The following is an 18814-nucleotide window of genomic DNA, read 5'->3' on the forward strand; positions in this document are numbered from 1 at the left end:
AAAAGGAAAATAACGATGACAAATGTGATTGCCTGTATCGACGGTTCAAAAGTGACACTCGCCGTATGTGATGCCAGTAGCTGGGCCGCTCAGCAACTGGATGCCCCAGTAACTCTATTGCATGTATTGGATAAATCAGCATACCCAACTGAAACGAATTTATCAGGGAATATAGGTTTAGGTACGCGAGAGCATTTGCTTGCTGAAATGGTTGAGCTTGAAGCGCGTCGAGGCAAACTCGCACTCGAGCAGGGTAAGTATATGTTGCAAGATGCGCAAACGCGCATCGTGGAGGCACAACCCGCAGTCGTGGTTGCAACCTTGCAGCGTCACGGCGATTTAGTCGAAACTCTGTTAGAGCAAGAATCCCATGCCAGACTGGTGGTGATGGGCCGTCAAGGGGAGCAGCATCAAGATCAGACGCAGGCCATTGGCAGCCATTTAGAAAATGTCATTCGCACGCTTAAGCAGCCTATTTTAGTGGTGATGGACGAGTTTACTGCACCGAAGCGATTTATGATCGCCTATGATGGCAGTGTGACCGCAAGAAAAGCCCTCGATCGAGTCGTAAGCAGTCCGCTACTTAAAGGGCTCGAATGTCATTTAGTGATGGTGTCTGATGATCAATCGCAGGCGACAGCTGAACTGGCGTTGGTGGCTGAATCTCTGATTGCGGCGGATTTCAATGTGGTTACCGCCGTTTGTCAGGGAGAAGTGCAAACGGCCCTTGAGATCTATCAACTTGAGCATCAAATCGATCTTATGGTGATGGGTGCCTATGGTCATTCGCGTATTCGGGAGTTTTTTGTGGGGAGTAACACCACAAGGATGATCAGTAAAAGTCATATCCCCTTGTTATTACTTCGCTAGGTTAAATATACATTTCAACTTATTTTGCTCAATTCTAATGACTTGGTTTTAGTTAGAACATCTGAGTCAGAAGCTTGAGGTAATCACTTAAGAAAAAACGGCGAGCATTTAGGCTCGCCGTTTGATATCACAGCCGAATGGCTCGTCTTAGTTAGCTTTAGGCTCAAAGCTAAAGGCTTGACCCGCAAGAGCGGCTTCAAACATTAAGCCGCCTTTTGCTGCGGTAAATACTGCCATACCGTTGATATAAGAGCCGCTCGCCGAGCGATTACCACCCGATTGGCCTGCGCCTGCTGAGTTGCCTGTGGTTCCTGCTTGAGCGCTTGCTCCCATGTTGATGGCAACTGCCGACGCTTGGGCGTCAAACTCGAAACTGCCGCTCGTGAAGGCTTCATAGGCTTTGGCATCTTTAAAGAAGATGATCTCGCTGTAGGCTTGTCCACCTAATTGAAAACCGATGGATAATTGAGTCAGACTCGAATCACCCATATAGGCACCGCCTTGGTAGACTCGGCCTTTGCCATAGGCTGCGCCGATCCCAATTCCGCCTTTACCCACAGTTGGGAATAAAGCATAGCCATAGGCTGTATCGAAAAATTTACTGGTTTCTTTCGCTTTTTGGAAATTGACTACTGCCTGATCGTAGCTTTCATCTGCATGTGCAGTTGGGGCAGCAAATAGGCTCACAATAAGGCATGTTGATGCCGCAATGGCTGTTAAAAATGATTTCATGGTAACGCCTCTTCAAGTCTTTAGTTGTTCCAGACTAGCCTTTATCGACACAAATGACAGCCAAAAGTGACATATGTGTCAGCTTAGGTTCAGTGTTCGACTTAATGGTTGGAGTGATATTGGTGGTGATGATTGGAGTGCAGTTTCGCCAATTAGTTCTTAGGTGGCGAAGAACCTTGGTTTTTTTCTGCATCGTCCTGCTGAACTTGATGCAAAAATTCATACTCCTCTGGGGTGAGAATATTTTCAATGACGAGTGGGCGTTGCTCTAACTCTGGTTCGGCCATGCGGCCTTTTAAGTAGGCAGAGCGGGTGATTTGCTTTAGCCCATATACCGCCAGCATATACATGCTCAGTAGTAAGGTCAGCCTTGGCAATGCGAGGGAAAGTAGCGATAGATTATCACCAAGATAGAAAGGCAAAATCACCACAAATACGCGGATTAACCAATTCAACAACATGGCCAAGGTCAAGCTTATCAACCAACGAAACCGAATGGTGCCGAGCGCTTCTTGGGTTTGAGTGACATCTCTTTGATTGCGTTTATGTCGACGAAACAACATCCACAGCGCGATAAAGTAAAAACAGGTTTGTACAGATAACAGCGCTGGGAGTAGAGCGCCCCATTGGCTGATACTCATTTCTTTAAGCATCAGAGCTATGGGTTGCCACTCGTTAATGGGATGCGCAGTTAATCTTAGGGCAATATCTAAAATGGCGAAAACTAATGTGAATGCAGATGGCCAGTAATGCTTTGAAAACCCTAGCGGTTTATTGGTTGGTGCTAAACTGCGTTTGCAATATAGATAGAGCAAAGGCATGAGCAAAAAATAGATGGGGTTAATCAGATTGAATAGGATATGAATGGGAATTGGACTGTTATCGCGGTTCAACATACCCGTGAGGAAGTATAGAGCAATAAGACTTAAGAAAGCGGCGAGGAGTTTTTGGTTAGCGTCTGGGTGATAAAAATAGCGAATATAAATAGCTAATGCGAGGCAATGTACGCCTCCAAATAATGACAACCACCAGTAAGCTTGAGTGAAAAAACTATGAAACTCGTTCATATGCGATACCTCGAGCCCTGTTATATCAGGGAAATCGGCTCGGTAAAAGTATCGCCGTTAGTTTTTCTGTTGGCTTGCTATGCGCTGATGACGATTTGAAGCCGCCTCGGGCACAACGCTGGGAACAGGAATGCGTTCCGCGAGTAAGTGTTTGATTGCACGAACGGGATGCGGTAATAACATCCGTGGACCAGAAAAGATCATGATCTCTTTGACGATTTGTTTCTGCGCGGGTTTGTAGCAATGCACTGGGCATTTATTACAGGTGGGTTTGTTTTGTCCGTAGGGGCAGCGATCTAGGCGTGTTGCGGCATAATCCAATAACTCAATGCAATCTGCACATAGGCTCGTCGCGTCTTGGCCTTGGTGTTTCGCCTTGCAATAAATCGTCACCATTGCGGCAATGGTTTGGTGTTCGTACAGGAGTTTGCCCGTAAGCAGTGTGGCTGTGCCCATTGGAATACCTTAGCTTGTCACTCGGATATCCCATCATAGGCAGTGAAATTGGCGCTGACAAAACGAAAGCACCAATTTATGAAGGTGCGCACAAAATGGGGCTTTAAATAATCCAACTATCCCTAATGTCACGCCTAAAAATAAACCTTAGATATGCATCACTTTGTCGGCAGCCAGTGTCCAGCGAGTTAAATCTTGCAGTGTGCCTATATGCGCACCTTCGATAATCATTTCCGCAGTGACGCCTCGCGCTTGAGCGCAGGTCTTGCAAAGTAGAATCGGAACTTGCTGTGCCGAGAGAATTTCAAACATCTGCTGCAGGTTGTAGCTTAAGTCCGGTGTGGTTTGATTTTTGAGTGCGCCAAACACGGCATCTGACATGAGAAAAAGTTTAAGATCGACCGCTTGCTCGTCCTGATCCTTCAGGGCTAATGCGATGCGTAAGCTATTAAATAGCTTTTCTGTCCCGTAAGGGCTGGCATGGGCCACGATAAGAATACTTTGCATCAGGTTTTCCTTATGTTTGTTATAAGCAGGTGGATGGGGGGATTAGGGAACTCGATTGTGCCAGTCTAGCGCAATTGGCTATAACTATTTGAGCGCAAGATCGTATAAAAAGGCATAAATACTTGATTTGCACCGACACAATGGACTTTAATAGCGGTTAATCTCTGCTCAATTTTTAGCTAGACTCGGTTGCCATGGACACTGTCTTGATGGACGTTGGCAAACCCATTGACACGGCTTCTGATGAGAAGCGGCCATCAAAGGTGAACAAGAATGAAGATCTTAGTCGTATTTATACTGATTGCTGTCGGGGTGTTTTTATTCCTTCGCGCGCAGCGATTGGCGAAAGAAGAACAAGAGGCGATGAAACCCAAGTCGACCACGGTAAAACCTGTAGTTCCCACCGAAGAGGCACCTATTTTCTCCGCTGCTGAGCCCGAGCGTGTAGAACCTGAGCCAGTTAAAAGGGTTGAGGATACTGGCGTGGCTGAAGTCGAGCCCGTTATCGAAGTTGAAGCCGAATTAATGCCCCGTGAGACTAATGAGCCTGCGAGCATTTCGGTGGCGCTAGACACAGATATCATCGAAGTTGATATACCTGCAGCCCATAATGAAGAGGCGGTGATCATTTTAGGGGCCACGCCTGTAGATGAACAAGATGATGTTAAGACTGAAGCAGAGCCAGCATCGAACACACGTTCTGAGGTTGGTGCGCCAGGGGCTTGGGCGAATGTGACCTTAGTTCGGGCCTTTGAGGAGTATCAAGGGGCGGCGTCAGCCAGTGCTCGCTATACCGCGCTGCAAAATATGATTGCTGAATGCTACAAACAGCGTAAATCGGCGGATTACCTCAACTATGGTGCTCAATTAGCGGAAGAGTATATTGCACTGTTCCAAGCGGCTAGCGCCGAGCAAGGCAAAGATACTGAACTTAAATCTTCCGGTTTCCTGCATTTAGCCACCTTGCTAAATGATACCCAAGCCTTCGATGCCGCCATTGTCATCTGTCGCAAAGCACTTGAGCTTGGGCTGAGCGATGGCACTGTCACTGGCTTTGAGGGCCGAATCAACCGGATTGAGAAAGCACAGACTAAAGCAACCACGGCTTGATATGTTGTAGGGAGCGCTTAGCGGGTAAACCCTTAGTCGAAAAGCGGTTATTTCCCTCGTCTAAGCAGTGTAGAATCCCTGCTAACTGAATGCGCAAAAGGCGAACTAAGGTTCGCTTTTTTTATGGGCCTATTTTATGGGCTTAAGTAGGGGAAAAATGAAACTAAGCTATGCCTTACCGAATGTCTTATTCGGGCTTGGATTATTGCTACTCAGTGGCTGTACTAAAACCCCAGAATGGACCCTATTTTATTATCCCGATGTGAGTGCCATTCCGGTGACACCTTTGCAGGCCGAAGATATTAATGGTTACTACGATACTTTAGAGCAATGCCAGAGCAAGGCTCATGGTATGCAACGTCTAAGTCGTTCTGGCGTGAGTGGTTTTGGCCTTGGATCTTACCAATGTGGGCACCTATGCGAGTTCGACGATAAATCGGTGCTGGTTTGCAAGACCATGAGCCAATAGGTGGACAAGATGAAGTTTAAACAGGATTTTTTTACTCAGCTGCCTGAGTTTTACTCGCAAGTATATCCACAAGGGATAACTAAGCCTGAATGGCTGGCATGGAGTAATGACGCCGCCCAATTGATAGGCTTAAGCCAACCCACCGATGAGCTGTTATTGGGCTTATCTGGCAATGCTGCCGTCGATGGCGCGACCTACTATGCCCAAGTGTATAGCGGCCACCAATTTGGCGGTTACACGCCGCGCTTAGGGGATGGACGTTCGATCATTTTAGGTGAAGCGATTGGTCCAAATGGCGCATGGGATGTCGCCCTTAAAGGCGGTGGTCCGACGCCTTATTCGCGCCGTGGTGATGGCCGTGCTGTGATGCGCTCCGCGGTGCGCGAGTTTTTAGTCTCTGAGGCGCTGCATCATCTGCAGGTGCCGACGACCCGCGCCTTGGCTGTGATTGGCTCTGACTTGCCCGTATGGCGTGAGAGCCAAGAAACTGCAGCCATTACCGTACGTTTAGCCCGTAGCCATATTCGTTTCGGTCATTTCGAGTTTTTCTGCCACAGTGAGCGCGGTCGTGCCGATAAGCTGACTCAATTACTCAACTTCACTATTACTCAGCATTATCCCCATTTGAGTTGTGATGCCGCAGGTTATAAAGCGTGGTTTTTACAGGTAGTGCAAGATACTGCTAAGATGATTGCCCACTGGCAGGCGGTCGGTTTTGCCCATGGCGTGATGAACACAGACAATATGTCGATTCTGGGTGACAGTTTTGACTTCGGTCCCTTTGCGTTCCTCGATACATTCCAAGAAGACTTTATCTGTAATCATTCTGATCCCGAAGGTCGCTATGCCTTTGGTCAGCAGCCGGGAGTCGGTTTGTGGAACTTGCAACGTTTAGCGCAGGCGCTCACACCAGTGATCCCATCCGATGACTTAATTGCCATTCTTAATCAATACCAAGAGGCGCTAGTGCAGCCTTATTTGCGCTTGATGCGGGCAAAACTAGGTCTATCAGCAGTTGATGTTTCGTCGGTGGAGCAGGACAAACAGGATCTTGAACTCATAGGTCGATTTACTGTGCTGATGGAGAAGAATCAACTCGATTACACTCAGACTTGGCGTCAATTAGGCAAGTTAGATCCAACCAGCAAACACAGTGCGCTGCGGGATGACTTTATCGATGTCAGTCAGTTTGATGCTTGGTATCAAGCCTATCAACAGCGATTGGGCGCGGTGGCTGATATCCCTGCGTGGCAAACTGAGCGCAATAGTGTGAATCCCAAATATATTTTGCGTAACTATTTAGGCCAAGAGGCGATAATCGCAGTGGAAGAGGGTAATTTTGCGCCGCTGCATTTGCTGCAAAAAATCTTAACTCAGCCCTTTGCCGAACACGCAGAGCATGAAGACTTAGCCAAGCGTCCACCGGACTGGGGCCAAGGTTTGATCATGTCATGTAGTAGTTGATGGGATAACAAGCATGAAATTACCAAGTACGCATTTAAAAGCCATGAGCTTAGATACCATTAGCTTAGATAAAAGTGCCTTAAGTTTAGCGGTCAGTGCGGATATCGATTTTGATCGTTTCGCCGACTTTGCCGAACCTTTAGCCGCGGCGCTAGATTGCACTGTGCGCGAGCGTCAGTGGGGCGCCGATAGGCACCAATGGTTATTAGAATTTGAAGGCAGCCAGTTATGGCTCAATTATGAGTTTTACGGCAACATTTGCTGGCTCTCGACCGAACGAGAAGCCGATTTTGAGGTGCTGGAATACTTAGCCACTTTGCTGCAACCTCACCTAAGAGTGAACTGAATATGAGTCAGAATATGACGCCACCGGCCACGAGTTCTAGCGGCGCAGAGTTCCATTTTCAAGCCCTAACGCCGGATTTGATCTTAGATGCGATCGAAAGTCTGGGTGTGTACCCGGAAACGGGCTTACTCGCGCTGAACAGTTACGAGAACCGCGTTTATCAGTTCCGTAGCGATGAAGGACTGCGTTATGTGGTGAAGTTCTATCGCCCTGACCGTTGGAGCGATGCGCAGATCCAAGAGGAACATGATTATGCGCTCGCACTCGCGGCAGAAGATATCCCGATTGCCGTACCTGTAATTATCGAAGGCCATACGTTACACAAGTACCAAGGTTATCGATTTACCCTGTTTCCTTCCTTGGGTGGTCGCGCCTTCGAAGTCGATAATTTAGAGCAGCTGGAATTAGTGGGTCGGTTCATCGGTCGTATACATCAGTACGCGGCGCAAACGGTATTTGCTGAACGTGAACCGCTGAATCCGCAGATTTTAGGCGCCGAGCCACTCGCGTGGTTAAAGCAATCTAACCTGGTGCCTAACAGCTTGCGCTTGCCGTTCTTTACCGTAGTAGAGCAGGTGCTGGCTAAGGCGAATGCGATTTGGGATCGCCAAGATTTTGCGGCCATTCGCTTACACGGCGATTTACACCCAGGCAATATTTTGTGGACGCCAGACGGTCCCGGATTCGTCGATTTAGACGATGCTCGCATGGGACCGGCGATTCAAGATTTATGGATGATGCTCACCGGGGATAGAGCGCAGCAACTGATGCAGCTTGAGATCTTACTCGAAGCCTATGAAGAATTTTGTGAGTTTGATACAAGACAGTTAGCCTTGATTGAACCGTTGCGAGCGCTGCGTATGGTGCATTACAACGCGTGGATTGGCCGTCGCTGGGACGATCCTGCCTTCCCGATGAACTTCCCTTGGTTTGGGGATGAAAAGTATTGGGAACAGCAGATTTTGGCGTTCAAAGAGCAATTATTTGCCCTTAGCGAACCACCACTGAGTCTAGTGCCGTATTAGCATTGAGCAAAATATGATTTCACAGACGTATCTTGTGACATTAGATTGAACTCTTAAGCTTGAGTTACACTCAAAAAATGGAATATGTTAGTCTCCAGCCAATTTATCAAAATGATTTAAGGAATTTTCATGAAAAAAGTATTACTCATGGCCGCGGCTTTATTACTGGCGCCACTGGCAGTATCGGCTGTGGAATACCAAGAAGGTGTGCATTACACAGTGATTAACGATGGCCCAGCAACTGCGAAGCCTGAGATTACTGAGTTTTTCTCTTTCTATTGTCCGCATTGTTTTACTTTCTCTAAAACCGTAGTGCCAAAAATTCTCGCCGATAAGCCAGAAGGCGTTGCGTTTAACCAAGCACACGTTGATTTTATCGGTAAAGAGATGGGGGTTGAAATGTCACGCGCATTTGCAGTCGCACATCAGTTAAACGTCGATGAGAAAATGGATGCAGCGTTATTCTCTGCTATTCATGAGAAGAAACAGCATTTTACTAATCGCGATGATGTTCGTGCCGTGTTTATTGCTAACGGTGTCGATGGTAAAACCTTCGATGCGGCTGCAGAGTCTTTCATGGTAAAGGCGCAAATGGCAAAGATGAAGCGTGATACTGAAAACGCTAAGCTGACGGGTGTACCTGCTCTGGTTGTTAACGGTAAGTACCGTGTTGAAACAGGGGCAATCAAATCCTACGACGAGCTGTTAGAAATTGCTTTCTACCTAGCAAGAAAATAATTCGATAGGCGTTACCCGCACTGCTGTCATATGAGCGGATGATAATGCGGTATCGATTGCATGTTAAAGAGAGCCTAAGGGCTCTTTTTTATTGGGGCGGTTGGCGACAACAAGGCAAATAGCGCTTTGATAGGGAGTTTAACGTACTGAGTTAGGCCTCTGTAGGCTAGTCGTTTGAACTTATTGAATAAAGACGAGGCAAAAAATGGGCAAAAAAAACCGTACTTCTTGTAAAAGAAAGTACGGACTTGAGCCAGAGGACTCATTTTTACCCTGAGTAACGCTAATAATTTAGCAGAGTGTCAAAAAATTGGCAAGTGACATTATTATGGCGTTCTTCTTTTTTACTCACAGGGTGACATATTCATAGTTTAACTAAATCAAACGATTAAGTATTTTTGGCGATAAAAGATGAAAAATACCACTCTAACGATGAAACTCAAGTGGCAAAGCTTCTGTCAAACAACTGTAATCAATAACAACAAGAATGCTTGTAGGTGGTCATATGAGAGTTTTTCCTGTCTACGCACCTAAGCTTATCGTTAAGCACGCGCGTATTTTTCTCACTGGTGTTATTTGGGTTAAAGATTTAGGACGATTGGAATTTGAGAAGGGACGGTTTTTACTGCCAAGAAAAAGCCTGCCAAAAGTGAAGCAGGCTATTTTAGAATTGAACGAACTGATCGAAGCGCAGCATCATCAAACTAATGCAGTTTAGATTTCGCTGTTTAACAAGCCAACAAGGCCAGTCACTTTTTCGTTCCAAGAAGTGAGTTCTTCTTGTAGTTGCTGGTTTTGCGCATTCAATTGTTGATTGTGCTCACTCAGCGTAGACGCTTTTTGCTTCTCTTCTTCAAGCTCCATTTTTAGAAGCTCGATAGTTTCGAGTGCAGCCTGGATTTTGGTTTCCAGTTTGGACAGTAATTCAAGGCTCATCTGGAGAGTCCTATGGTTTCTGGATGGGACTGTGATTCTAGCAGTGCCTAGAACTTAAGGAATAGCGATTCTTGCCGTTTGGTTAAAAAACACCCTATTACTGGGTTCTAAATTAAGTTTTTTTGCATTTGTTATTAACTCGTTAGTATTCTTGGTTTTATTTTTTATCGGAATGGTCCATGTCGCCTAGTTTGCTCGCCATACTCCCGCTACTGTTGACCTTAACCTTAGCCCTATTTTTACGCCGCACGCTGGTGGCGTTAGGTGTAGGTATTGTCTCTGGTGCCCTATTAATCGCACAATTTGATCCTCTGCAAACTGGGTTGTATTTGCTTGATATCGGTGTAAAACAATTTTATGCCCAAGGTGCTTGGCAAGCGTGGCATCTCAATGTGCTGTTCGCCATGTTGCTGCTCGGTAGCATGACGCAATTGTTGGCACGTGGCGGTGCCGTGGGTCAGTTTGGTGATTGGCTGTATAGCCGTATTCGTACTGAACGTCAGGCGCGTCTTGGGGTCGTATTTCTTGGTTGGTTAGTGTTTATCGATGGGATTTTCAGTTGTCTTGCTGTCGGCCATGTGTGTCAGCCGCTCAGCCAGCGTTATGGTATTCGCCATGAGCAGCTCGCCTATTTAGTTGATTCCAATGCTTCGCCTTTATGCGCGCTATTGCCTTTCTCCAGTTGGGGCCCCTATGTGATGGCGCTTATCGCGGGGATCAGCTTTTTGCCCGTGTCGCCGCTGGAAGCCTTTATTGAGGTGGCCTTATTTAACTTTTACGCCATAGTGACCTTAGGCTTGTCCGTGCTCGTCGCTTGGTATGGTGTAGGTTTTCACTCTTTTGTTGCTGCTACTGCTGTGGAATCTTCCAATACGGTCGAGGTTAAGGGAAATCCTTGGCTGCTCGCAATCCCTATGCTGACTCTGCTGTCTGCTTCAGTGGGATTAACTTTGTGGTCGGGGGCTCAGCAGGTCTCTTCTTGGGATGTGTCACTTTGGCTTGCTAAGGCTGATATTGGTGCTTCTATGCGTGATGCTTGTTTGTTGGCAACCTTAGTCACTCTTGCCATGTTAGGCTTGTCTGGGCGACGTTTAACGGCGTTAGTGGGGGATTTGAGCCACGGAGTTCGCATGATCGCCTTCGCCATTGCGATTTTACTCTGCACTTGGATGATTGGCGCTGTGATCCAAGATCTTGGCGTCGCTAAATTATTGGCTGCTTGGGCTAAGGCTTATCTTTCCCCGCATCTGCTGGTAGCGGGAATGTTTTTACTCTGCGCGATAATGGCTTTTGCGACGGGTTCAAGCTGGGGAACATTTGCAATTATGATCCCTATTGGCGCAGAGATTGCCCATAACTTAGATCCTCATTTGTTGTTACCTGTACTGAGCGCTGTGATGGCGGGGTCGGTATTTGGCGACCACTGCTCGCCCATTTCAGATACCAGCGTGCTCAGTGCGACCAGCTCAGGTTGCGCTCCCCATGACCATGTGGTGACTCAGTTGCCCTTTGCTTTGATCGCGGCATGCGCAGCCTTAGTCGGATTTCAATTAGTCAATTTAGCCGTGGCGACGCCGTTAGTGTGGCTGGCCGTGGTGAGCTGTAGCCTAGGATTATTTGCCTTGATGGCACGTTTTTATTCACCTTTGCCCAGATTCGTAGCGCAGACATAAAGCCAGTTTATCGCTAAAATGGCCGATTCGGTTCTTGCTGAGCCATTTATTTAAGTGCATCTGATTTAAGAGATTATCAATATGAGTATTACCCGTTTAGATGTAGGTCCCCGCATGAGCAGTATAGTGATCCACCAAGGTACTGTGTATCTGTGTGGTCAAGTGGCGAAGGACAAGTATCAAGGTATCACCGAGCAAACTGTCACTATGCTTGAGGAGGTCGATACCTTGTTAGCGCAGGCGGGAAGTTCGCGTGAGCATTTACTGTCAGCGACTATTTATCTGAAAGATATGGGTGATTATGATGCGATGAATGCGGTATGGGATGCTTGGGTGCCTAAAGGTCATGCGCCAGCCCGTGCTTGTGTGCAAGCCGCTATTGCCGAGCCAGAATATTTGGTTGAAGTCTCAGTGATTGCGGCGGTTGCGGTTTAAGCGCTAAGCTATTTTTCGTCCCGTTTAGAAGCCTGTTTCGATCCCTATTTTGAATCCTGTCACCGAGTGTCATGACTCGGTGAAGTTTTTCTGCAATACACCTCGCTAACTAAACCTGTATTGTTCAGCAGGTCCACTCTCTTCTAACAAAACCCTTTAGCTTTAACCTAATAAGTATTCCATTAAATGTGCAGGGACAAGCGGCGGATGATCCCCATATTGTTCTGAGAGTGCGGTGGCGATAGTCTCAATATCTTGTTGGGCTAAGCCTTGTTCGATAATGGCAAACGCCCAAGAAGCCTCGGTTTTGAGTTTGAGGAAATAAGGCGTTTCGACAAATTGTGCGAGTGAGTAAGCGGAGCCTCCTAAACCATGCCCCCAACCTTCGCTGACCTGAAAGGGTCTATCCAGATGTGCCATATCAAATTCAATGAGATGGGGGTATTGGCCGTTATGCCCACCGATCCAGTGACCGATTTCAACCGATAAAATCATAGTTGCCATGTTATATCCTTTGCTAGGGTTACTTGGCCGCAATGAGTACTCGGCTAAATTCAGCATTAGGCTCGAGGGGTGTGATGGCGGCGATATGGTCGAGTCTAAGGGACTGTTTAGTTTGTTGCAGTTGGATGATAAGCCACTCAGTTTTGTCGGCTCTTGTCTGCGTGGTGATGGCTTGACCTTGGCACTGGGTGCCATCAATAAGCTCAATGTTGAGTTGATAACCACGCAGACAGGCGAGTTCGAGATAGTCGTAGTGGGCGCAGGGGATCATTTTATAATCTGACATTGAATCATCTCATTGGGAGTTCGACCCTATTGTGGCAAAAATACTTGCCATTGGCATTATTGTGGATTGTTTTATCCTGTCTCTGAGGCCGTATTGGTTATTTTTAACTTAGCCCGCTAGGTCTGCAAATAACCGCAATCGCCATGAATGGCGTGAATGCCATTTATGCAGGAGCAATAAATGGCCTTACCTAAAGTGTGTTGCTTAATCATTAAAATCAGCCGCTGAATTCTGCATCTTCAGGTTGTTTGGGTATAGATATGCGCGCCCCTCTTGACTTTATTCCTGTCGCTCCCTAGTCTGCTTGTTCAGTAATCAAGGTGGTATGCGATGGAAATAACTTACAATTTAAAACCTGCGTCCGAGCGCCGTACTGAGCAATTCAAGCCCGAGGGGAATGTGGGCTTTGGTAGCCTCAGAACCGATCATATGTTTTTGATGGATTATCATGATGGACAATGGTGCGATCCGCGCATCGTTCCTTATGGACCATTTGAAATGGCACCGGGTGCAATGGCGTTGCATTATGGCCAGTCGATCTTCGAAGGCGCGAAAGCCTTTATGCATGAAGACGGCGAGATTTATACTTTCCGTATTAATAAGAATGCCGAGCGGATGAATCGCTCCGCCGATATCGTCTGTATTCCTAATATCGATGAACAAATGCAGATGGATGCGATCAATGCGTTGATCGATGTCGATCGCCTCTGGTTCCCGATGCAAGAAGGCGCGTGTCTGTATATTCGTCCTTTTATTTTTGCGACTGAAGACCGCCTCTCTGTGAGCCCAAGTTCGCGTTATACCTTCTGTGTCGTGTTAAGCCCAAGTGGCGCTTATTACGCGGCAGGCGTGAACAAAGGTATACGCTTACTGATCAGCAAAACTTTCCATCGTGCAGTATCGGGTGGCACTGGCGCCTCAAAAGCCGCGGGTAACTATGCGGCTTCGTTGCGTGCGGGTAAAGCGGCGGCAGCCTTTGGTGCATCGCAAGTGTTATATCTCGATTCAACCAATCAACAGATTGAAGAAGCGGGCGCGATGAACCATTTCCACATCTTAAAAGATGGCACTGTGATTATTCCAACCTTCACAGATACTATTTTGAAGTCGATCACCTCGCAATCCATTATGGAATTGGGAGATATGCTCGGTTGTGAAGTGCGCCAAGAGACTGTCATGCTTGATAAATTTATCGCTGATATTGAATCAGGTGAAATTATCGAGGCGGGTGGTTTTGGGACGGCGGCCGTGGTTTCTGCTGTGGGCTCCTACATTTTTGAAGATGGCCATGTTGTCACTGTCGGTAATGGTGAAGTGGGCGAGCATGTTCAGCGCATCTATAAACTGTATACCGAAATCCAAAAGGGCCATATTAAAGGTCCTGAAGGCTGGGTTAAGCGTGTTGAACGTTTAGCAAAGTAAGGAATTTGTGATGATGTTTAAAGGCTCCTAGGAGCCTTTTTTATTGGCTGTTTTTGTCGATAATGCTTTAAATCAAAGTGGCTGTGGCTTAGATTGATTTTTGAGTAAGGTTAAGCAATCTTCGGCATTTAAGGGTTTACTGAGTAAGAAACCTTGTACTTGATCGCAACCCTGCATCGCCAAGAAGTTGAGCTGTTCTTGGGTCTCTACGCCTTCGGCGACGACATTCAGTTCTAAGCTGTGAGCGAGGGCAATAATGGCGCTGGTGATGGCTGCATCGTCGGGATCGTTGGTGATGTCTCTGACAAATTCTCGATCGATTTTGAGTGTGTCTATCGGGAAGCGTTTGAGATAGCTTAGGCTCGAATAACCCGTACCAAAATCATCCACGGCTATGGTCAATCCTAGGGCCTTGAGTTTAGATAGGATGCTGACCGACTCCTGCGGATTACCCATGATCATTGATTCAGTAAGCTCAAGCTCAAGAGATTGAGCCGGGAGACCTGATACGGCTAAAGCGACTTCGATGGTGGAGATAATGTCCGCCTTCAGTTGGCGAGCCGATAGGTTGACGGCAATAGTGATCCCGTTAAATCCTAAGCTATTCCATTCGGCTAATTGCTGGCAGGCGTGGTTGATCACCCAGTGGCCAATTTGAGTGATGATACCCGTTTCTTCCGCGAGTGGAATAAATTCCACAGGTGAAATAGGACCAAGTTCAGTGTGATACCAACGTAAAAGTGCTTCCAGTCCTGTGAGTGAACCATCTCGTAAACAGAATTTAGGTTGATAAACCAAGCTTAGTTCTTTGCGTTGGATAGCTTCCTTTAAACCACTTTCGAGTTGTACATGACGGGTGGCGATTTCATTCAACTTAGAGGTATAAAACTGAAAGTTATTTCGACCTGATGATTTTGCGTGGTACATGGCGGTATCGGCAAATTTAATCAGTGAGTCGGCATTGTCCGCATCGTTAGGGTATAAGCTGATACCAATTGAGGTCGAAATGGTCAGCGTTTTATCGTCCAATAGGAAGGGCGTTTGGAATGCTCTGAGCACTTTTTCTGAGATCAGGGTTGCGGCTTTTGTTTTCGCAACACCTTCTAAAATAATAGTAAATTCATCGCCACCTAAGCGTGCGACAGTATCGCCATCACGCACTGCATTTTGCAGTCGTCTTGCCACGGCTTTCAGTAACAAATCCCCGACATGATGACCCATAGAGTCGTTGATATGTTTAAAGCGGTCGAGGTCTAAGAACAGCAAGGCAACGATATTATTCGCTCTGTGCGCTTGAGTAATCGCGTGATTGAGCCTGTCTTGAAATAAAGTTCGGTTCGGTAAGCCTGTTAATGTGTCAAAGCTGGCGAGGAAACGCAGATCTTCTTCGGCTTTTTTCCGCTCAGTGATGTCGGTAAATACTGCAACGAAGTGACTGGTTTCGCCTTTGATATCGATCACTTGGTTGATTTCAAGCCAGACTAAAATGGCCTGACGTTGTTTATTGCGGATCCAGAGTTCTCCGACCCAATGTTTGTGACGCAGTAGCTGTTGTTCAATTGTATTGAACAACTCTCGCTGTTGGCGACTAAAGGCTAAGTGAATGAAATGCCTGTCGGTTATTTGGCGTTCTGTGTACCCTGTAATGGCACAAAATGCTGGGTTGACCGAACGAATTCGATAGTTTAATCCTCCCACTACAACGGCTTCGTTCATACTGTTGAGCACTTGTGATGACAGTACCAACTCGTTTTCAATCAGTTTGCGCGAGGTAATGTTACGATTGGTCCCTGTCATGCGGATCGGATTATCTAGGCTATCTTTTTCCACCACTTTACCGCGGTCTAAAATCCATACCCAATTACCGGGGGAGCGTTCGACTCGGTACTCTGCTTCGAAGAAAGGCGAACGACCTTGAAGGTGTTCGTTAAGCTCAAATTTGAATCTTTCTCTATCCTCTGAGTGCATGCTCTCATGGGCTATATTGCTGCTATTCCAATGGGGGACTGAAGAATCCATATTGGTACGATAGACTCGATTTTCTGGTATGTTCCAGTCCCACATGCCATCGCCAGAGGCCCAAAGTGCAAGTTTGAGTCGCTCCTCTGAGGCGCGGATACTGGTTTCAAATTCGCGCTGTTGCTGGCGTTTTCTTTTACGCCAGATAATGATCCAAGCCAACAGCCATAGAGAGAGCAAGCTATAGAGGGCGTAGGCGAACTGAGTTCGATAGAAGGGCGCTTGTACATGAAGATCGACAGAAAGGGCGTAGTCACCTTGAGAGTTGTATTGCAGCCCATGGCGAACATGCAGTTGGTAGTGACCAGGATTAATATTGGTAAAGGTAATTTCATTACCTGTGGGGAGCTCATGCCACTCGTTATCAAATCCCTCAAGAAAATAGCTGAAGCGGTTTTTACCCGTATAGCTGAAATCCAATGAGGTCACCTCAAAACTGATCAGCTGATCGCTATAGTCCATTACTATGCTAGGTGGATGGCTCAAATCGAGAATAGTGTGCCCTTTACCCGCAATACTATAGCCAGTGAGTGCGACTTTAACATCGGGTCGTTGATCTGGAATTGACTTTGGATTGAAACGATTTATGCCATTAATACCACCAAACCAGAGATCGCCATCGCTGTCTTCAAGTTTTACGCCACCGTTAAACTCCAGTGCTTGTAGCCCTTCTTGCTCGTTAAATATGATGACACGATTGGTTTTAGGATTGAGCTTTCCTATCCCCGCATTACTACTAAACCAAATGTTGTGTTCTTGATCCTCGAGTAAGGCATAGATGGAATCACTTGGTAATCCCTGATTGCGGGTATAGTGGCTAAAACCTGCATCGGCCTCTTGGGACGGTAGCTTGCTGATCCCACCATGGGTGGCAAACCATACCTCGCCCGACTTTGTGACTAAAATATCGCGGACACGGTTGTTGATCAGGCTGTTTTTGTCTGAGGATTGATGGAAGTAGGATTTGCCTAAGCCTGTTTTCATATCCAGCTTAAGCAGGCCATCGAGAGTACCTATCCATAGCGTATCTTTGTGTGTTCTGAGGATTAAAAACTGGTTTTGTGCCGGATAGAAATTATCAATATGTGCCAATGAGATAAAAGTAAATTCATCGGTATCTATCGCCTTACGGTAGAGGGCATTGGTTGTTGCCACCCAGAGGCGACCTTGCTCATCAATATCTAAACTACGGATATAATTGGTTTCTGAGCCTTGATCAGTGCGTTCTGTCACCTTGAGTAACTGGAAGTGGCCATCTAGCGCCAGTCGACCTAGCCCATAGTTAGTGGCAAACCAAAGCACGCCATTTTTGTCTTGGTCGATATCTCGCAGGGTAAGATTCAAGTTGCGTTGATGCATCCCTAAGGCATTAGCAAAGAGTTCCGTGTAGTGTTCATATTTTCCATTGGCCAACATGCGTTTAAGCCCAGCACCTTCGGTGCCTATCCATAGCGCATTATCTTGGCTGCGGAACAAGGTGCGAATGTTGTTACTTTGTTGCGACAGGTTGGGGATGGATTCGTAAATATGCTGAAAATATTGACGACGGGTATTAATTTTATCTAGACCAGAATAACTGGCACCTAACCATAAATTGCCAAAGGGATCTTGCAGTAAGCTCAGCATGTTATTTTCACTGATACTGTTGGTACGCTTAGGATCATACCTGTGGTAGGTCGCAGTAAATGCCTTATCGTTTCTCTCGAGTTGAATGAGACCAGCTTCTGGCCCAACAACCCAAAAGTCACCCTGCTCAGTTTGGATAAAATCTTTAATGTAAGGCACATTATCGTCTGTCTGCCAGAGGATTTCGCCCTGTTGTGACGCCAAGTTGTAATGCCATAATTGCCCACCCAGAGCTAAGGTGATCGCATTAGCGGAATGTGCCCTAATTTGATGTGCAGTGAGATTCTGCGGGACATTTAAGCGAGTGATAGTATTGGCACTGACAGCAAAGGTGCCGCTATCTTGTGTTCCTGCCAGAAGGTAAGTGTCTTCAACATTGGCTAAGCTGGTGATGTGGGGTTGAACACTATTACCTAAGTTTACTTGGGTAATGCGTTTGGTTTTGGTCGATAGGGAAAATAGTCCTGCTTTAGTACCAATCCAGAGTGTATTGCCTACAACGCTGAGTTTGGTTGTGCGCGGATCGGTAAGCCCTTGTTCTTGGCCAAAGTGTTCAAAGGTCCCTGTGCTCAAATCGAGTCGATTTACCCCTTGGCTGAAAGTCGAAACCCAGATATTACCTTCTGAGTCTTGAATAATGTCAGATACATAGCTCTCAGAAATACTCCTCGGATCATTGGGTGAATGGGGGAAAATATTGAAGCTGTGACCGTTATAAGCATGCAAACCATCTTGAGTGCCAATCCATAACATACCGGCATTGTCCATAAACAGGCTAGTAATCGTATTTTGGGTAAGGCCATCTTCACTGCGAATATGTTCAAATTTGAGCTGTGTAGAAGCCGCGCTCAATGGTTGAGCTAATCCATTGCACGAGATCCCCCACAAACTTAGGATAAAAAGCGTACTTAACATTAGCTTGTGGATTAGTTGACTCAAATTTTCCCCTACCAAAAACGGACCCATCCTGATTAGGTTTCTATTTAGTTTAGTTCTTAGCCTAGACCTTACATGCCATTTTGCTGTAAAAATGCGACTTAAATTGCTGACTTGGTTTAAAAATAACCAAAATCGATGGGCGCGATTCTGTAATAGATCATGCAATATATTAACTGTACCGTTTCACTGC

Annotated in this window: 19 protein-coding genes; 11 read left to right on the plus strand and 8 right to left on the minus strand. The window is 46.5% G+C overall.

Features of this window, described 5'->3' with window-relative positions; genetic code table 11:
* The first annotated feature begins 15 nt into the window (after window positions 1-15).
* Window positions 16-870, plus strand: a complete 855-nt coding sequence (locus L5M71_RS13750) for a universal stress protein (protein WP_263207517.1) — start codon at window positions 16-18, stop codon at window positions 868-870.
* Window positions 871-1017: 147 nt separating this feature from the next.
* On the opposite strand, the gene L5M71_RS13755 is transcribed toward L5M71_RS13750, so the two are convergent.
* From L5M71_RS13755 to L5M71_RS13770, 4 genes are all read right to left on the minus strand, one after another.
* On the minus strand, window positions 1018-1602 hold the full coding sequence (locus tag L5M71_RS13755; protein ID WP_219251787.1) for a YSC84-related protein: 585 nt from the start codon (window positions 1600-1602) through the stop codon (window positions 1018-1020).
* A 152-nt stretch (window positions 1603-1754) separates the two neighbouring features.
* Window positions 1755-2669, minus strand: coding sequence for a hypothetical protein (locus L5M71_RS13760; protein WP_263207520.1), 915 nt, complete (start codon window positions 2667-2669; stop codon window positions 1755-1757).
* A 57-nt stretch (window positions 2670-2726) separates the two neighbouring features.
* Complete coding sequence (locus L5M71_RS13765) at window positions 2727-3125, minus strand: nitrous oxide-stimulated promoter family protein (RefSeq protein WP_071940633.1); 399 nt, start codon at window positions 3123-3125, stop codon at window positions 2727-2729.
* A 147-nt stretch (window positions 3126-3272) separates the two neighbouring features.
* The gene (locus L5M71_RS13770) at window positions 3273-3632 is read right to left on the minus strand and encodes a DsrE/DsrF/TusD sulfur relay family protein (RefSeq protein WP_006083495.1); all 360 of its coding nucleotides are present in this window, start codon (window positions 3630-3632) and stop codon (window positions 3273-3275) included.
* A 273-nt stretch (window positions 3633-3905) separates the two neighbouring features.
* On the opposite strand from L5M71_RS13770, the gene L5M71_RS13775 reads away from it, so the two are divergent.
* From L5M71_RS13775 to L5M71_RS13805, 7 genes are all read left to right on the plus strand, one after another.
* Window positions 3906-4742, plus strand: a complete 837-nt coding sequence (locus L5M71_RS13775; RefSeq protein WP_263207522.1) for a hypothetical protein — start codon at window positions 3906-3908, stop codon at window positions 4740-4742.
* 157 nt (window positions 4743-4899) lie between these two features.
* The gene (locus L5M71_RS13780; RefSeq protein WP_113941607.1) at window positions 4900-5211 is read left to right on the plus strand and encodes a hypothetical protein; all 312 of its coding nucleotides are present in this window, start codon (window positions 4900-4902) and stop codon (window positions 5209-5211) included.
* Window positions 5212-5220: 9 nt separating this feature from the next.
* A complete protein-coding gene (locus tag L5M71_RS13785) occupies window positions 5221-6675 on the plus strand; it encodes a protein adenylyltransferase SelO (RefSeq protein ID WP_263207524.1) in 1455 nt (484 codons plus the stop codon).
* 13 nt (window positions 6676-6688) lie between these two features.
* Window positions 6689-7021, plus strand: a complete 333-nt coding sequence (locus L5M71_RS13790; protein WP_173913160.1) for a DUF3630 family protein — start codon at window positions 6689-6691, stop codon at window positions 7019-7021.
* A gap of 2 nt (window positions 7022-7023) precedes the next feature.
* On the plus strand, window positions 7024-8046 hold the full coding sequence (locus L5M71_RS13795) for a serine/threonine protein kinase (RefSeq protein WP_113941609.1): 1023 nt from the start codon (window positions 7024-7026) through the stop codon (window positions 8044-8046).
* 129 nt (window positions 8047-8175) lie between these two features.
* On the plus strand, window positions 8176-8784 hold the full coding sequence (locus tag L5M71_RS13800; protein ID WP_263207527.1) for a thiol:disulfide interchange protein DsbA/DsbL: 609 nt from the start codon (window positions 8176-8178) through the stop codon (window positions 8782-8784).
* 505 nt (window positions 8785-9289) lie between these two features.
* The gene (locus L5M71_RS13805) at window positions 9290-9502 is read left to right on the plus strand and encodes a DUF1107 domain-containing protein (RefSeq protein ID WP_006083486.1); all 213 of its coding nucleotides are present in this window, start codon (window positions 9290-9292) and stop codon (window positions 9500-9502) included.
* Here the strand turns inward: L5M71_RS13805 and L5M71_RS13810 are convergent.
* Window positions 9499-9720, minus strand: a complete 222-nt coding sequence (locus L5M71_RS13810) for a cell division protein ZapB (protein WP_006083484.1) — start codon at window positions 9718-9720, stop codon at window positions 9499-9501. The two genes, L5M71_RS13805 and L5M71_RS13810, sit on opposite strands and share 4 nt — an antisense overlap.
* Window positions 9721-9899: 179 nt before the next feature.
* Between L5M71_RS13810 and L5M71_RS13815 the strand changes: the two genes are divergently transcribed.
* Both L5M71_RS13815 and L5M71_RS13820 read left to right on the plus strand, forming a co-directional pair.
* Window positions 9900-11393 carry a Na+/H+ antiporter NhaC family protein gene (locus tag L5M71_RS13815; protein WP_173496157.1) on the plus strand — a complete coding sequence of 498 codons (1494 nt, stop codon included), beginning with the start codon at window positions 9900-9902 and terminating at the stop codon, window positions 11391-11393.
* A gap of 81 nt (window positions 11394-11474) precedes the next feature.
* Window positions 11475-11828 (plus strand): RidA family protein, encoded by a 354-nt coding sequence (locus L5M71_RS13820; protein ID WP_263207530.1) that lies wholly within the window; start codon window positions 11475-11477, stop codon window positions 11826-11828.
* 162 nt (window positions 11829-11990) lie between these two features.
* Here L5M71_RS13820 and L5M71_RS13825 read toward each other — a convergent pair whose 3' ends face one another.
* Together L5M71_RS13825 and L5M71_RS13830 are read right to left on the minus strand one after the other, a co-directional pair.
* On the minus strand, window positions 11991-12332 hold the full coding sequence (locus tag L5M71_RS13825; RefSeq protein ID WP_263207533.1) for a hypothetical protein: 342 nt from the start codon (window positions 12330-12332) through the stop codon (window positions 11991-11993).
* A 19-nt stretch (window positions 12333-12351) separates the two neighbouring features.
* Complete coding sequence (locus tag L5M71_RS13830) at window positions 12352-12618, minus strand: Rho-binding antiterminator (protein ID WP_263207535.1); 267 nt, start codon at window positions 12616-12618, stop codon at window positions 12352-12354.
* A gap of 330 nt (window positions 12619-12948) precedes the next feature.
* Here L5M71_RS13830 and L5M71_RS13835 point away from each other — a divergent pair, with 330 nt between their 5' ends.
* A complete protein-coding gene (locus tag L5M71_RS13835) occupies window positions 12949-14040 on the plus strand; it encodes a branched-chain amino acid aminotransferase (protein WP_113941615.1) in 1092 nt (363 codons plus the stop codon).
* A 72-nt stretch (window positions 14041-14112) separates the two neighbouring features.
* Here the strand turns inward: L5M71_RS13835 and L5M71_RS13840 are convergent, their stop codons facing one another.
* Window positions 14113-18639 carry an EAL domain-containing protein gene (locus tag L5M71_RS13840; RefSeq protein WP_263207539.1) on the minus strand — a complete coding sequence of 1509 codons (4527 nt, stop codon included), beginning with the start codon at window positions 18637-18639 and terminating at the stop codon, window positions 14113-14115.
* Window positions 18640-18814: the final 175 nt, after the last annotated feature.

Origin of the sequence: Shewanella sp. SW1, assembly GCF_025653545.1 — a bacterium.
Classification (GTDB): domain Bacteria; phylum Pseudomonadota; class Gammaproteobacteria; order Enterobacterales; family Shewanellaceae; genus Shewanella; species Shewanella oncorhynchi.

Bases quoted from the DNA above. Each gene is read 5' to 3' on its own strand.
- L5M71_RS13750 (WP_263207517.1), top strand. From the start codon at position 16: ATGACAAATGTGATTGCCTGTATCGACGGTTCAAAAGTGACACTCGCC.
- L5M71_RS13755 (WP_219251787.1), bottom strand. From the start codon at position 1,602: ATGAAATCATTTTTAACAGCCATTGCGGCATCAACATGCCTTATTGTG.
- L5M71_RS13760 (WP_263207520.1), bottom strand. From the start codon at position 2,669: ATGAACGAGTTTCATAGTTTTTTCACTCAAGCTTACTGGTGGTTGTCA.
- L5M71_RS13765 (WP_071940633.1), bottom strand. From the start codon at position 3,125: ATGGGCACAGCCACACTGCTTACGGGCAAACTCCTGTACGAACACCAA.
- L5M71_RS13770 (WP_006083495.1), bottom strand. From the start codon at position 3,632: ATGCAAAGTATTCTTATCGTGGCCCATGCCAGCCCTTACGGGACAGAA.
- L5M71_RS13775 (WP_263207522.1), top strand. From the start codon at position 3,906: ATGAAGATCTTAGTCGTATTTATACTGATTGCTGTCGGGGTGTTTTTA.
- L5M71_RS13780 (WP_113941607.1), top strand. From the start codon at position 4,900: ATGAAACTAAGCTATGCCTTACCGAATGTCTTATTCGGGCTTGGATTA.
- L5M71_RS13785 (WP_263207524.1), top strand. From the start codon at position 5,221: ATGAAGTTTAAACAGGATTTTTTTACTCAGCTGCCTGAGTTTTACTCG.
- L5M71_RS13790 (WP_173913160.1), top strand. From the start codon at position 6,689: ATGAAATTACCAAGTACGCATTTAAAAGCCATGAGCTTAGATACCATT.
- L5M71_RS13795 (WP_113941609.1), top strand. From the start codon at position 7,024: ATGAGTCAGAATATGACGCCACCGGCCACGAGTTCTAGCGGCGCAGAG.
- L5M71_RS13800 (WP_263207527.1), top strand. From the start codon at position 8,176: ATGAAAAAAGTATTACTCATGGCCGCGGCTTTATTACTGGCGCCACTG.
- L5M71_RS13805 (WP_006083486.1), top strand. From the start codon at position 9,290: ATGAGAGTTTTTCCTGTCTACGCACCTAAGCTTATCGTTAAGCACGCG.
- L5M71_RS13810 (WP_006083484.1), bottom strand. From the start codon at position 9,720: ATGAGCCTTGAATTACTGTCCAAACTGGAAACCAAAATCCAGGCTGCA.
- L5M71_RS13815 (WP_173496157.1), top strand. From the start codon at position 9,900: ATGTCGCCTAGTTTGCTCGCCATACTCCCGCTACTGTTGACCTTAACC.
- L5M71_RS13820 (WP_263207530.1), top strand. From the start codon at position 11,475: ATGAGTATTACCCGTTTAGATGTAGGTCCCCGCATGAGCAGTATAGTG.
- L5M71_RS13825 (WP_263207533.1), bottom strand. From the start codon at position 12,332: ATGGCAACTATGATTTTATCGGTTGAAATCGGTCACTGGATCGGTGGG.
- L5M71_RS13830 (WP_263207535.1), bottom strand. From the start codon at position 12,618: ATGTCAGATTATAAAATGATCCCCTGCGCCCACTACGACTATCTCGAA.
- L5M71_RS13835 (WP_113941615.1), top strand. From the start codon at position 12,949: ATGGAAATAACTTACAATTTAAAACCTGCGTCCGAGCGCCGTACTGAG.